Genomic DNA, 14,085 nt, shown 5'->3' with positions numbered 1-14,085 from the left:
TTGGAACAATTCATTCTAATTAATAAAACTAGATCACATTATTGGTAGTTTTTCGTACAAAAAGTGCCGTTAACTTAACCGGAGCTGTTAATAATCGATGACATATCGCGATAGCAGCGACAAGTGATGAGCTATATAAAGGGAAATATGATGAAAGAGGCGGAATTGGTACCAACGCAACCGGTAAGTGTGAGAGAACGCTTTGGCATCGACAGCAACCTAACGGTGATGGCATTTGAACATGCGGGCGAATATGTGCCGAAAGTCGACCCAAATTACTGTTTTGATCCTGAAGTGACGCTGGCTATATTGGCGGGGTTCACCTCCAATCGTCGCACGCTGATTCAAGGCACACACGGAACGGGCAAGTCATCTCACATTGAACAAATCGCCGCGAGATTGAACTGGCCATGCTTGAGGATCAACCTAGACGGACACTTAAGTCGCTTGGATTTCATTGGTAAAGACAGCATCGTCATTAAAGACGGAATGCAGGTAACAGAGTTTAAAGAAGGCATTCTTCCTCAGAGCATTCAACAACCCATCGCACTGGTGTTAGATGAGTACGACGCTGGTCGCCCTGACGTGATGTTTGTGATTCAGCAGTTATTAGAGCAAGACGGAAAGTACACCTCTTTAGAGCAAAACCGAGTGATCACACCTCACCCTTCTTTCCGCCTGTTTGCTACCTGCAACACGCTTGGCTTGGGTAACTTTTCAGGTTTGTATTCGGGTACTCAAGTGCTTAACCACAGTCAGTTAGATAGATGGAACATCATCGCTACGCTCAACTATTTAGACCCACAACATGAAACCAAAATCGTGTTATCTAAGCTTCCGCAACTGAATAATGAAAGTGGCCGACAACTGGTCGAGAAAATGATCGCAACCGCTGGATTAACGCGTAACGGGTTTCGGGCTGGCGACCTTTCGACTGTGATGTCTCCGCGTACAGTGCTCACTTGGGCTGAAAACATCCAAATATTCGACGATGTAGCGACGGCATTTAGGTTGTCATTCTTGAATCGCTGTGAAGACGAAGAGAAAGAACTGGTTAGCGAATACTATTTCCGTTGCTTTGGTGAAGCCTTGGAAACGCATACTCAAAACTATTCGCACTCGGAGTCGTAAACCATGGCCAATGTTTCTTCTCAGCAGAAAAAGATCCTCGATATTGGTGTGTCTGTCGCCAGAGCAATCAGTGGCGAACTCAATCTGAACTATCGAGGAGAACGTCTCTATAAAGGTAATAGGCCCTGTTATTACCAGTCCGCACATACTAACGATCTCACCTTTGTTTCTCGCCACGAGCTAAAAAACAGCAAGCTATCGATGCAGGGCAAGATCGATTCATCGGCACTGCGATTATTGCTTTCAGACGCTGACCTCCACTATTCACTACGCCCTCAAAACGAAATAGAACGTCTGCTTTACGACTTCTGCGAACAGGTCCGAATTGAATCTCAAGTCCCGCCTTATCTAAAAGGCGTGACCACCAGCATCCAATTCAACTTTGCGTATTGGAGCAACCAATATCATCAAAATGGCTTTACCGAATCACGAATAGGCATGTTGCTGTTTACACTGATGCAAGTCATCTACACCCGCTTAACTGGCGTTCCGGTGTCTGAGCCTATCGCTGAGACCATTGAATCGACTCGCGCCGGCATCGTGCCTACTTTTGGGCACAGCCTAAAACGTTTAAAGCAACATCGAGCCGATCAACAACTGTTTGCACACTGCGCCAACGAGTTGGCAGCCCTTGCACAAGAGCTCATCAACCAAGAGCAAGAGAGCGATAGCTCGCCCACGCCAACGGTCGAAGAAGACATCAAGATCCTTGCGCAACTTACCCTTATCGTTGATGGAGACATTCAAGATCAAGACGTCGATACTGACATCACGGGCAGTAGCAAGGTATTCGAGTTGTCGGGTGCGAATTATCAGGTCTTTAATTCAGAATTTGATCAAATTGTCGCCGCAGATAAACTCGTCAGGCGCGCCCTATTACTCGAACTGAGGCAGAAACTCACCGATGACCTCATGGCGAGACAAGTAAACACTCGCCGTTTAGCCGCTATGCTCACCAACTTTGTCGCGACGCCACAAAGGAACAGACGTCAGGACCATTTAGAAGAAGGCATTGTTAACGCCACCACCATCACCAAGCTCATCACGTCGCCATTGGATCGCACTGTCTTTTATCAACCTGACATCGGTGCATCTCATCAATGTGCTATCACGTTTTTGATGGATTGTTCAGGTTCAATGCAAAAGCACAGTCACAAGCTAAGTCTGCTGATGGACACCATTCTCAAATCCGTAGGATTGGCTGATATACCATTTGAGATCATTGGCTTCACTACCAACAACTGGAACGGTGGCAAGGTCTATCGACAGTGGCTTAAACAAGGCCAACCAAAGCACCCAGGCCGCTTGAACGAAGTTCGGCACATCGTGTTTAAGGATTTTGATACGCATTGGAGACGATCTCGCCTTGGCATTGCGAGTCTTCGTAAAGCAGACGTCTTTAAAGAAGGGATTGATGGCGAAGCGGTACAGTTCGCGAGCCAGCGGTTGCAACAGCACGCTGCTCAACGAAAGGTTTTGATCGTGTTCTCAGACGGCTGCCCAATGGATACCGCCACCAGCACCGCCAACGATCAGTTCTATTTGGATAACCACCTCAAACAAGTCATTGAACGTGAGTCGACCAAAAACGGAATTGAGATTCATGGCGTGGGGATGGGAGTGGATTTGAGCCCATATCACCGCAACAACATTACCTTGGACGTACAAGAGAGCTGCTTGTTCGGGCTATGTAGGAACATCTTTGAGATGCTAAAGCGCTGACGTGTCAGTGAGGAGGGAGTCATCAAGCATTAAACGAGAATCAAGCCCTCCTTCTTCAAAGATAACTTTGATAAAGAAAACGTTCTAAGCCAAAAACAACGACCATGCAGAGACCGCCATCAAATACCCGCCTATCAACATCAACACAATAAACACTAACTTTCTGAGTTGATCATTAGACAGCGGCGGTGGAAAGCGCCGAGCAAACATCGTGACAAGCGCTACCAAGGGAACAGCAATAGCAGATAACCACAGTATGCTCTGTTCCATGTCGCCTGCAGCGTAGACATTGACAGTACGCGACATCGACGTACAAGCGAAAACCATCAGCAGTGTGCTTCGCACCAGATCGAGCGTAAAAGGCTGCCGATAAAGATGATAAACAATCGGTGGACCTGCCATCCCAAACAACCCACCCGCTAACCCAGAGCTAAAGCCTGAGACAAGGAAAGATACGGTTGCCGAGCGATCCTTTCTGGTTTTAGGTTTGAACATAAAACTCAAACCTGCGAATAGCACCATCGCACCCAATAGTCCTCGGAGAATATGCGTTGCCGAATCGCTTAACTCGTCCAGCAAGTACACCCCCATCGAAACGCCGGGAATAATACCGATGACCAACACCACCAGAATCTTGAGTTCCCCAAGCAGTGGCTTACCCATCAATGCGACCAAGCAATTGAACAAGGTCACAATACTGACCACAGCGGCTATAACGGGTAAGGAAACCAGATTAAGGCTAACCGTTAAACCAATCACGATGATACCGAGGCCAAATCCGGTGACAGTTTGAAAATAGGTACCCACCGCGATGGTGGCAAGAATAGCGAGTAAAACAGGTAACTCCATTAGCAGTCCTAGTTAGGTTGTTTTGGGGGTGAATATGAGAGCAAGATTCAGGAGCGAGATGTTAATACCTAAAATCAAATGTCGATTCATCTCTTTTTTCAGAATCAGCCGCCACGTCAGTCTTTGAATTTGCTGTTTTTCCTTGCTGTGCTTGTACCGCGGTCACCGCAATTACATTGAAGATATCTTCCGCGCTACACCCTCTGGATAAATCATTGGCAGGTTGATTCAATCCTTGCAGTAACGGGCCAATCGCGACCGCGCCACCTAACCTTTCTGCGAGCTTATAGCCTATGTTCCCCGCTTCTAAATTGGGGAAAATCAATACATTAGATTGGCCTTTCACTTCTGAATCTGGCAGCTTTTTCGCTGCAATCTCAGTCACAATCGCGGCATCGAGTTGAACATCCTGATCGACGGCGATTCCGGGACAACGTTGTTTCACGAGTTGAGCCGCGTTACGAACCTTATCGACCGATTCGTGCTTGGCACTGCCGTTGGTCGAAAACGACAGCATTGCGACTTTAGGCTCTTCCATCAGTAGCGTTTGAGCACTGTTTGACGCAGCCACGGCAATCGATGCTAGCTCGGTTTCATTGGGGTTAATCACCAAACCGCAATCGCTGAAAATCATGCCGCCTTTAAGATTATGGAAAGGCTCACACAACATCATCAGAAAGAAACTGGACACCAATTCACTGTCTGGCGCGGGGCCGATAATCTGAAGCGCAGCTCGCACGACATCAGACGTGGTATAAACCGCACCATTAACTGTGCCATCCACCAGCCCCTCTCTGACCATCAAATTGGCAAAAACGAGTGGGTCTAGAACCAGCTCTAGCGCATCATCGTAAGTCATACCTTTCGCTTTTCTTAATGTATACAACCGCTCAGCGAGGACTTCTTTGAGTGATGACGCTTGTGGGGAGACAATGTGAATGCCCACAAGATCAATGTGATGTAATTCTGCAGCAGCGATGATCGCTGGTTCATCCCCGACTAGGGTGATGTGAGCGAGCTGTTTGTCTATCGCCATTCTTGCGGCTGCTAGTACTCGCGGGTCCTCAGCTTCACTCAAAACCACTCGCTTACGATCTAAGTGAGCCTTATCAATAATCCGTTCAATCGCCTTCATCTTAAATTCCATTTATTGAGATTAATTGTTCCATAATTTATATTTATAATATTGGAATAATAAAAAAGGTCAAATTTTATTCAGATAATTGAAGAATAATGATTTGGTATGTACACTCTTAAGCATAGACATATCGCAAGGATGGATCATTATATGCAAACAGAAACACCACCAGTTCAAGGGGATACACCGACTCTCCGACTTTTTGCACTATTAGAGGTGATAGCGCAAAAAGACGAGTTTATTTCTCTTCAAGGATTAGTCGAAGAAACTGGACTGCCAAAACCTACGCTGCACCGAATGCTTCAGCAGTTAGAAGCGGCAGGCATTATTCAAAGAGACGGCGATGAGAAGCACTACAGCTCAGGTATTCGACTCAGAAAGCTTGCCGAAAACCTATTGTTGAATAGCACCATGCACAGTGCCCGACGCACTATTCTTGAAAACCTGAGAGCAGAAGTTGGTGAAAGCTGTAACCTAACGGCGCTATCAAGTGGCGAGATCATCTATCTTGATCGCGCAGAAACTGAAGCACCCCTTCGTTTTCATCTACACCCAGGTTCTCGCGTCCCGGTGCATTGCTCAGCAAGCGGAAAACTGTTTTTGGCGCACATGTCTAAGTCACAGCGCAGACGATTAATTGAAAATGTGCCACTGACTCAATACACCGTGAACACCATTACCGACTATTCGATGTTAGAGAAAGACATCGAAGAAGCGAAAATCCAAGGCTTTGCGATTGATGACGAAGAGTTTTTGCCGGGCTTAGTCTGTATCGCCGTGCTGATCCCGTCATCTACGGGTCAATCAAACCTCGGCCTAGCGATACAAGCGCCTGTAATTCGAGTCAAACCTGATGAAGCGATCAAGTACCTACCCGCTCTTCAGAAAGCCGCAAAAGCGCTAGCGAAAATAGAGTCTGATAATTGGAGTCAACAATAGGTCATTTTCTTAGACCGCTTCGAGTGGCTATCACTTCGCAAGCAACAACTTAAGCAAGGATGAACTAGCAAACTAACGAACTAACGAACTAACGACCACAATCTTCGACCAATCAACGGTTGGTCGAAGTCATTTGAACACTCGCCAACCCGCATATAAGCAACACGTCTAAAGTAATCACAACAAAGGAATCACGATGCTAAACATTAAGAACCAGCACTTACTCTCTTTTATGGTGACAGAAGCGAACAACGCAGTTGCAGTCACAAATCCAGCGACAGGTGAACTCGTCGGACACGCACCTATTTCATCACAAGCAGAGTTAGCAAACGCGATTGAACGTGCTCATGTTGCGCAGAAAGAGTGGGCTAAGGTTCCAGCTAAATCTCGTGCTGCATCACTGCACCGTTGGCACCAACTGATCCTTGAAAACAAAGAAGATCTGGCTCGAATCATGACGATTGAGCAGGGTAAACCGTTAACAGAAGCGACAGGCGAAGTCGTGTATGGCGCGAGCTTTATTGAGTGGTTTGCAGAAGAAGCCAAGCGTACTTATGGTGATTCTATTCCTAGCACAGTCGCTGGCAAACGCTTGGTGACCATCAAGCAGCCTATTGGAGTCGCGTGTGCAATTACGCCATGGAACTTCCCTATTGCAATGATCACTCGTAAAGCAGCTCCTGCCCTAGCTGCTGGTTGTAGCTTTGTCGTAAAACCTTCAGATGAAACACCGCTTTCTGCGTTTGCTGTGGTTGAACTGGCTTATCAAGCGGGTATCCCGAAAGATCTACTTCAAGTCGTTCTTGGTGAAAGCCCTGAGCAAGTTGGCACCCTATTCACTTCTCATCCACTGATCAAAAAAATCTCTTTCACAGGCTCGACTCGAGTGGGCAGTATCTTGATGGCTCAAGCCGCACAAGGCATCAAGCGCACCTCAATGGAGCTCGGTGGCAACGCACCTTTTATTGTGTTTGACGATGCCGACATCGACGCGGCCGTTCAAGGCGCAATGGCGTCAAAATTCCGTAATGCGGGACAAACATGTGTCTGTGCAAACCGATTCTACGTTCACAGTAAGGTATACGATGAGTTCGTGGCTAAATTCGATCAAGCGGTTCAACAGCTTAAGATTGGTAACGGCTTAGATGAAGGTGTCACCATTGGTCCTGTTGTCAGTCAGAATGCGAAGAACAACATCCAAGCATTAATAGACAGAGCGGTAGAACAAGGCGCGACACCTGTGACGCCAACTCAAGAGCTTGATGGGCTTTTCCTTCAGCCTGTCATTCTTAAAAATGTGAAACACAGCATGGACATTGTTCAGCAAGAGATCTTTGGTCCTGTCGCTCCTGTGATGCAATTCGAGACAGACGAAGAGCTTATTGAGATGGCAAACGACACCATTTATGGATTAGCGTCGTACTTCTACAGTCAGAACATTCATCGAGTATGGAACACCGCAGAGGCACTTGAGTACGGTATGGTCGGTATTAATGATGGCCTCATCTCAACCGAGGTCGCGCCCTTCGGCGGCGTTAAGCAGTCAGGTATTGGCCGTGAAGGCGCAAAAGAAGGCATCGATGAATACATGGATATCAAGTATCTTTGCTTTGGCGGAAAATAAGGTTGGTAGTAACTAGGTTTCGGCAGTGATTAGGGCTCGGAAATAATTAAGTCTTAGTGATCACTAACCTGCCCCACTTTCCACCTTTCCCACCACAAAAATGAATCAAAAAAAGCCGCGCTATAAAAGCGCGGCACCTTGGGCTCGGTTAAAGGGGGTTTCTTTTTTTAGTATTTTACATTCTCTGTTTTTGTTATTGGGTTGCTTCTCTATCCCTGCGCTTTCAGTTTTAGACGCATAGCATGCAGTACTGGCTCAGTGTAACCACTAGGCTGAGCACAGCCTTCGAATACCAACTGACACGCTGCTGAAAATGCAATGCTGTTTTCAAAGTCAGGTGCCATATTACGGTAGCTCGGGTCGCCAGCGTTTTGCTCATCCACCACTGCGGCCATGCGCTTCATGGTTTTCATTACTTGGGCTTCATTACAAATCCCATGACGTAACCAGTTCGCAATGTGTTGGCTCGAAATACGCAGCGTAGCGCGGTCTTCCATCAAACCTACATCGTTAATATCTGGCACCTTAGAACACCCGACGCCTTGGTCAATCCAACGCACTACGTAACCAAGAATACCTTGCGTATTGTTGTCCAATTCGTTTTGGATATCTTGAGCTGTCAGCTTTTGATTACCTAATAGCGGAATAGTCAGAATATCATCAACGTTCGCTCTCACTCGCTCACGAAGCTCTTTCTGGCGGCTTGGTACACTCACCTTGTGATAGTGCAAGGCATGCAAAGTCGCGGCAGTTGGAGAAGGAACCCAAGCAGTATTTGCGCCCGCTTGAGGATGTCCGATTTTCGCGTCCATCATCTTCGCCATATTGTCTGGCTCTGGCCACATACCTTTACCAATCTGGGCTTTACCTTGCAGGCCACAAGCTAAGCCAAGATCAACGTTCTGATCTTCGTATGCGCCAATCCAAGTCATGGTTTTCAGCTGTGTTTTAGGAGCGAATGGTCCCGCTTCCATACTGGTGTGAATCTCATCACCCGTTCGGTCTAAGAAACCTGTATTGATGAACACAACACGATCTTTAGCCGCTCGAATACATTCTTTAAGGTTAACCGAAGTACGACGCTCTTCGTCCATGATGCCGACTTTGATCGTGAATCGATCTAGCCCTAATGCATCTTCAATGCGGCCAAACAGCTCATTGGTGAACGCGACTTCTTCAGGACCATGCATCTTAGGTTTTACAATATTGATACTGTTCGCGGTCGAGTTTTGGTAAGCACTGTTGCCTTTTAAATCGTGCATTGCGATTAACGAGGTGACCATGCCATCCATAATGCCTTCAGGGACTTCATTGCCTTGAGCATCAATAATGGCAGGGTTGGTCATTAGGTGGCCCACATTGCGTATGAACAACATACTGCGACCTTTCAGCGAGATCTCGCCGCCCGTCACGCTGGTGTATTGGCGATCTGGATTAAGGTTACGAACGATGGTTTTGCCGTTTTTCTCTAGCGACTCTTGTAGGTCACCTTTCATCAAGCCTAACCAGTTGCGGTAAGCCAATGCTTTGTCTTGACCATCAACCGCAGCTACCGAGTCTTCGCAATCCATAATGGTGGTGAGAGCCGATTCCACCAGCACATCCTTAATGCCAGCCACATCAACGCTGCCAATCGGTGCGCTCGGGTTAATTTGAATTTCAATATGTAGGTTGTTGTGCTTAAGCAGAATGCTTGAAGGCGCACTTGCATCACCTTGGTAACCAATGAACTGGTTGCGATCAATCAGAGTGACTTCTTCACCGTTGTCTAAGGTCGCTGTCAGTGTATTGCCAATGCTGACGTTACTGATGCTGTATTTGGTGACATCTTTATGAGAGACACCGTTTAACGGTGCAGCGTCATCAAGAAAACCTCGAGCGTAGCTCACCACTTTAGCACCGCGTACCGGGTTAAAGCTTCCGCCCTTTTCCGCGCCGTCACTTTCACTGATGACATCGGTTCCGTAGAGCGCATCGTATAAACTGCCCCAACGCGCATTAGCCGCGTTAAGTGCAAAACGTGCATTCATAATAGGCACAACGAGCTGCGGGCCCGCTTGTGTTGCAATTTCAGGCTCAACGCTTGCAGTGGTTACTTGAAAATCTTCGCCCTCAGGGACTAAGTAGCCTATCTGTTGCAAGAACTGTTTGTATTCTGCCGCATCTAGGGTTTGGCCTGCACGCTCTTGGTGCCAAACGTCAATTTGATGTTGAAGATCTTCACGCTTGATAAGCAGTGCGCGGTTCTTGGGAGCCAAGTCTTCAAGGATAGTTGCAAATGATTGCCAAAAGTCTTCAGCGACAATGCCTGTTCCAGGAATTACCTGCTCATTAATTAATTGGTAGAGGGTGCTATCAATGTTCAAGCTTCCCTGTTGAATACGACTGCTCATAAAATCTCTCTCAAACTAACTGATGACTACTCATTAAATCTAAGTAACTGGCTTAAATTTACGTTACTAGCTCAAATTTACGTTACTAGATTAAACTTACGCAACGGACATAAATTTAGCTAATTTATGCCAGTTATACTGGATATTCACAAAAAAAATACCCTACAAACTGTGTTATTCCGTCACTCCACTCTCGATTTCATTAGCGACACTTTTAATCAAGCGACGCATCCACTGGTGGTCGGGATTGGTTTGCAACAATGGACTCCATGCCATCTTCACCTCAAAGGGTTCAATCGCAAATGGCGCAGGCTTGATCAACAATCTAGGGTTATTGCGCTGCAGTTGAGCCGCTTTGGTTGGAATGGTCAGGATCAGATTCTTTTGTTGTGCGAAGAGAATCGCCGACAAATAGTGTCGAGTAAACACCGTGATATTGCGCGTTTTACCAATTCGCATTAATGCTTCATCTATCCAACCTAGCTTTTGCGCTTCGCTTGGGTTGATCCCAACCCCCGTTCCCATACCCGTCTTACTTACCCAGATATGTTGCGCCTTTAGATAAGACAAAATATCGAAGTTGTCGGCTATTGGATTGTCACAACTAAATAGGCAAGAAAACCCGTCGTGCCAAAGGCTCATTTGGTGGAACGACTGTGGAATATCGTCAAATCGATTGATAATTATATCAACGGTACCTTGCTCTACATCCTGATAACTCACGTCACTTGGCGTCATGATATCCAGTCGTATTTTCGGCGCGATCTCGCTTAACCTTTTCAGAAGGGGTTGAATAATAGTCGACTCAGCGTAGTCACTTGCCATGATACGAAACACGCGTTCACTGTCTTCTGCATTAAATTCCGTGGTCGGCTGCAGTGTCTTCTCTACATTAACCAAGATGTTTCGAATCAGTGGTTGCAACTTATGTGCTCGTTCGGTCGGTATCATCCCTTCACTTGTTCTCACCAATAGCGGATCTTCAAACAGATCACGCAATCGGCGTAGGCCATTACTCATGGCTGGCTGAGTAATACCCAGTTGATTTGCTGCACGCGTTACGTTTCTTTCACGTAGCAACATGTCTAAATACACAAGTAAATTAAGGTCTACACGAGCAATATTCATAAGAAAAATACCGAACATAATAACTATAAATTAACAAAATTATCACATACATGGTTATTCTTTGTCCATGGTTAGATTTAATCCAAATCAAATGACCTCGCCAAATTGGCCAACATGTCCACGTGAAACTAAGGAATAGTTATGTCGCAAATTACACAAGATATCGAAAAGATTGAAGTTGCAAAAAGCGCTGCTGGTGCTCCATGGGATGCAATTAACCCTGAATCTGCAGCCCGTATGCGAGCTCAAAACAAATTCAAAACAGGTCTGGATATTGCGCAATACACGGCAGATATTATGCGTGCAGACATGGCGGCTTACGACGAAGATAGCTCTCAATACACTCAGTCTCTGGGTTGCTGGCATGGTTTCATCGGCCAACAAAAGCTGATTTCGATTAAAAAGCACTTTGATGGTAAGACAGACCGTCGTTACCTATACCTTTCAGGTTGGATGGTCGCGGCACTTCGCTCTGATTTTGGTCCACTTCCAGACCAATCTATGCATGAGAAAACGTCAGTTGCTGGCCTAGTAGAAGAGCTATACACCTTCCTACGCCAAGCAGATGCTCGTGAGTTAGGTGGTTTGTTCCGTCAGCTAGACGCGGCACGTGAAGCTGGCGATGTGAATCTACAAGACCGAATCCAAGACAAAATCGACAACCACGTAACACACGTAGTGCCAATCATTGCCGATATCGATGCTGGTTTCGGTAACGCAGAAGCGACTTACCTAATGGCTAAGCAGATGATTGAAGCGGGCGCATGTTGTCTACAAATCGAAAACCAAGTAGCCGATGAGAAGCAATGTGGTCACCAAGACGGCAAAGTAACGGTTCCGCATGCTGACTTCCACGCAAAACTTCGCGCACTTCGTTACGCTTTCCTTGAACTAGGCATCGACAACGGCGTTATTGTTGCTCGTACCGATTCACAAGGTGCTGGTCTAACAAAAGAAATCGCAGTAGTGAAAGAGCCGGGCGACCAAGGTGATATCTACAACTCATACCTAGATGTTGAAGAGATCGATGTTGCTGATATGGCTGAAGGTGATGTTTGTTTCAACCGCGACGGCAAGCTAGTTCGACCTAAGCGTTTGCCTTCAGGCTTATACCAATTCCGCGAAGGTACAGGTGAAGACCGTTGTGTATTCGACTGTATTGAAGCAATCAACGCGGGTGCTGACCTTCTTTGGATTGAGACTGAGAAACCACACATTGGTCAAATCAAAGAGATGATGGATGGCGTACGTGAAGTTCACCCTAACGCTAAACTGGTATACAACAACTCTCCATCATTCAACTGGACGCTAAACTTCCGTCAACAAGCATACGATGCACTGGCAGCAGAAGGTAAAGATGTATCAGCTTACGACCGTGCAAGCCTAATGAGTGCGGAATACGATGAAACGGAACTGTCTGCAAGCGCTGACGAGAAGATTCGTACATTCCAAGCCGATGCATCACGTGAAGCGGGTATTTTCCACCACTTGATTACACTACCGACTTACCACACTGCAGCGCTGTCTACTGACAACCTTGCGAAAGAGTACTTCGGTGACCAAGGCATGTTGGGCTACGTTGCGAATGTTCAACGTAAAGAAATCCGTCAAGGTATTGCATGTGTTAAACACCAAAACATGTCTGGTTCAGACATGGGTGATGACCACAAAGAGTACTTTGCTGGTGAGAATGCACTAAAAGCAGCAGGTGAAGCGAATACATCGAATCAATTTGATTAATCGCTAGCACTTTTGATTAGTCGCTAACACTTTTGATTAGTCGCTAACACTTTTGATTAATCGCTAAGACTAAAGCCTCCCCCGCCCTTCTCTCTTACTTAGGTAAGATCCGGGGGAAGGCTTTGAGATAAAGCTACTACTGCCAGCTTTATCTCAAAGCCTCAGATTTGTGTTCCACACCACGGTTAACCGAACAACTTCTGTTTAAGCTAACTGTATCCATATTTGTTCAGATTCCTATTTGTTGAGATTCTTATTTTTTGAGAGTGCCTATGACTTCAATTCCGACACACCTACAAGATGCAAAAACACTGTTATCAGAAAATGGTTTCGCAACGGGTGATACTTGGTATCACGGCACATCTTCAGCTTTACTCGCGTCTATTCAAGGTCAAGGGCTTAAGCGCTCTGGAGACAAAGCGCTCAACGAGGCCGCTTCAAAAACCATGGCAACGATTGGCAATAACTACACAGAATCCGTTGAACCCGTCTTCTTAACTCAGAGTAAAGAACTGGCGTATTACTGGGCTCAGCAAACCATTCGCGAGCGCAGCACTCGTTTTGAGGGTGAAGAGCAACCTATCGTGTTAGCCGTCAATCTATCTGACAAACAACAAGCAAAAGTCAGACCGGACGTTGGCGCAATGAGCTTATTGATGATGAGTGTTGGCGAGCAATTCATGTCTCACCTCACCGAGATCTATCAAGAGAACAACATTGCAGGCCCCGACATCGAGCTTCGCTCAGCCGATCGTATGGACTATCTGAATAAACTTGGGATGGCCTACATTGATGAAGACATCAGCCGAGCTTGTGTTCAAGAGTTATCGGAACCCGCATTGGCAAACTAGTAACGTTTAAAAACGCCTCTAAGCAGAATAAAAATGGCTCCAAATTAGGAGCCATTTTTTATGTGCGAAGTTATTTACATGCTAGTTAATCAATAGACCAGTTAATTTATGGACCAGTTAATCTATAGACACAGACGACCTTGCTGTGCAGGTTGCGTCATTTCAATGTCACCTTGTAGCGAGCGATACACAACGGTATTCCACACTTCACCATTATCCATTTCAAACTCGATAGCATAGTTCAAACCCGCGACAACCTGAGTTCGAACACTCAAGATCTGTTTGAGCTTAGCAGAGGTGTTCATTTGGCCAAGAACGACGTCTAACGCTTGCTTAGCTTGTGGTGTGATATCACTTTGCGACCAACCACCCGTCAGATTTTTAGTGCTACAAATCGGATTCGGATTCTCTTGTGATTGAACTGGAACCTCAGATTTCTGACTGCATCCTGCTAACACAGCGACACTAAACAAGGTTGCTACTCCAAGTAATGATGTTAATCGTACTTTCTTCATAAATTCTCTTTACCTCTGTCATTCACGAGGCGTTACCCGCAATGATGTTTCATAT

11 protein-coding genes are annotated in these 14,085 nt (G+C 46.2%); 6 read left to right on the top strand and 5 right to left on the bottom strand.

Annotation, left to right across the window (positions count from 1 at the left end):
* Positions 1-147: 147 nt before the first annotated feature.
* Entirely contained in the window at positions 148-1,131 is a 984-nt protein-coding gene (locus AACR09_RS14100) for an AAA family ATPase (RefSeq protein ID WP_167852945.1), read from the top strand.
* Between the two features lie 3 nt (positions 1,132-1,134).
* Positions 1,135-2,853, top strand: a complete 1,719-nt coding sequence (locus AACR09_RS14095) for a cobaltochelatase CobT-related protein (protein ID WP_193835224.1) — start codon at positions 1,135-1,137, stop codon at positions 2,851-2,853.
* Positions 2,854-2,937: 84 nt separating this feature from the next.
* Here AACR09_RS14095 and AACR09_RS14090 read toward each other — a convergent pair whose 3' ends face one another.
* A complete protein-coding gene (locus AACR09_RS14090; RefSeq protein ID WP_017081887.1) occupies positions 2,938-3,702 on the bottom strand; it encodes a TSUP family transporter in 765 nt (254 codons plus the stop codon).
* A 61-nt stretch (positions 3,703-3,763) separates the two neighbouring features.
* Entirely contained in the window at positions 3,764-4,837 is a 1,074-nt protein-coding gene (gene pta, locus AACR09_RS14085; protein ID WP_193835223.1) for a phosphate acetyltransferase, read from the bottom strand.
* A 153-nt stretch (positions 4,838-4,990) separates the two neighbouring features.
* On the opposite strand from pta, the gene AACR09_RS14080 reads away from it, so the two are divergent.
* Both AACR09_RS14080 and AACR09_RS14075 read left to right on the top strand, forming a co-directional pair.
* A complete protein-coding gene (locus AACR09_RS14080; RefSeq protein ID WP_004731927.1) occupies positions 4,991-5,779 on the top strand; it encodes an IclR family transcriptional regulator in 789 nt (262 codons plus the stop codon).
* A 196-nt stretch (positions 5,780-5,975) separates the two neighbouring features.
* The gene (locus AACR09_RS14075) at positions 5,976-7,403 is read left to right on the top strand and encodes an NAD-dependent succinate-semialdehyde dehydrogenase (protein ID WP_193835222.1); all 1,428 of its coding nucleotides are present in this window, start codon (positions 5,976-5,978) and stop codon (positions 7,401-7,403) included.
* A 209-nt stretch (positions 7,404-7,612) separates the two neighbouring features.
* Here the strand turns inward: AACR09_RS14075 and AACR09_RS14070 are convergent, their stop codons facing one another.
* The gene (locus AACR09_RS14070; protein WP_193835221.1) at positions 7,613-9,796 is read right to left on the bottom strand and encodes a malate synthase G; all 2,184 of its coding nucleotides are present in this window, start codon (positions 9,794-9,796) and stop codon (positions 7,613-7,615) included.
* Between the two features lie 174 nt (positions 9,797-9,970).
* On the bottom strand, positions 9,971-10,924 hold the full coding sequence (locus AACR09_RS14065) for a LysR family transcriptional regulator (protein ID WP_017077357.1): 954 nt from the start codon (positions 10,922-10,924) through the stop codon (positions 9,971-9,973).
* A 141-nt stretch (positions 10,925-11,065) separates the two neighbouring features.
* Between AACR09_RS14065 and AACR09_RS14060 the strand changes: the two genes are divergently transcribed.
* Together AACR09_RS14060 and AACR09_RS14055 are read left to right on the top strand one after the other, a co-directional pair.
* Positions 11,066-12,664, top strand: a complete 1,599-nt coding sequence (locus tag AACR09_RS14060; protein WP_017091722.1) for an isocitrate lyase — start codon at positions 11,066-11,068, stop codon at positions 12,662-12,664.
* Positions 12,665-12,936: 272 nt separating this feature from the next.
* Positions 12,937-13,515 carry a hypothetical protein gene (locus AACR09_RS14055; RefSeq protein WP_029404990.1) on the top strand — a complete coding sequence of 193 codons (579 nt, stop codon included), beginning with the start codon at positions 12,937-12,939 and terminating at the stop codon, positions 13,513-13,515.
* A 122-nt stretch (positions 13,516-13,637) separates the two neighbouring features.
* On the opposite strand, the gene AACR09_RS14050 is transcribed toward AACR09_RS14055, so the two are convergent.
* On the bottom strand, positions 13,638-14,030 hold the full coding sequence (locus tag AACR09_RS14050) for a cystatin family protein (RefSeq protein ID WP_151417071.1): 393 nt from the start codon (positions 14,028-14,030) through the stop codon (positions 13,638-13,640).
* Between the last annotated feature and the right edge of the window lie 55 nt (positions 14,031-14,085).

The sequence above is a fragment of the Vibrio sp. OPT20 genome (assembly GCF_963889365.1).
Taxonomy (GTDB): Bacteria; Pseudomonadota; Gammaproteobacteria; order Enterobacterales; family Vibrionaceae; genus Vibrio; species Vibrio splendidus.
The sequence above is the reverse complement of the archived record's forward strand: the minus strand, read 5'-3'. Positions and strand labels throughout refer to the sequence as shown.

Excerpts from the sequence above, each read along its gene's own strand:
- AACR09_RS14055 (WP_029404990.1), top strand. The coding sequence starts at position 12,937 with ATGACTTCAATTCCGACACACCTACAAGATGCAAAAACACTGTTATCA.
- AACR09_RS14100 (WP_167852945.1), top strand. The coding sequence starts at position 148 with ATGATGAAAGAGGCGGAATTGGTACCAACGCAACCGGTAAGTGTGAGA.
- AACR09_RS14075 (WP_193835222.1), top strand. The coding sequence starts at position 5,976 with ATGCTAAACATTAAGAACCAGCACTTACTCTCTTTTATGGTGACAGAA.
- AACR09_RS14095 (WP_193835224.1), top strand. The coding sequence starts at position 1,135 with ATGGCCAATGTTTCTTCTCAGCAGAAAAAGATCCTCGATATTGGTGTG.
- AACR09_RS14070 (WP_193835221.1), bottom strand. The coding sequence starts at position 9,796 with ATGAGCAGTCGTATTCAACAGGGAAGCTTGAACATTGATAGCACCCTC.
- AACR09_RS14090 (WP_017081887.1), bottom strand. The coding sequence starts at position 3,702 with ATGGAGTTACCTGTTTTACTCGCTATTCTTGCCACCATCGCGGTGGGT.
- AACR09_RS14060 (WP_017091722.1), top strand. The coding sequence starts at position 11,066 with ATGTCGCAAATTACACAAGATATCGAAAAGATTGAAGTTGCAAAAAGC.
- AACR09_RS14065 (WP_017077357.1), bottom strand. The coding sequence starts at position 10,924 with ATGAATATTGCTCGTGTAGACCTTAATTTACTTGTGTATTTAGACATG.
- AACR09_RS14080 (WP_004731927.1), top strand. The coding sequence starts at position 4,991 with ATGCAAACAGAAACACCACCAGTTCAAGGGGATACACCGACTCTCCGA.
- AACR09_RS14050 (WP_151417071.1), bottom strand. The coding sequence starts at position 14,030 with ATGAAGAAAGTACGATTAACATCATTACTTGGAGTAGCAACCTTGTTT.
- pta (WP_193835223.1), bottom strand. The coding sequence starts at position 4,837 with ATGAAGGCGATTGAACGGATTATTGATAAGGCTCACTTAGATCGTAAG.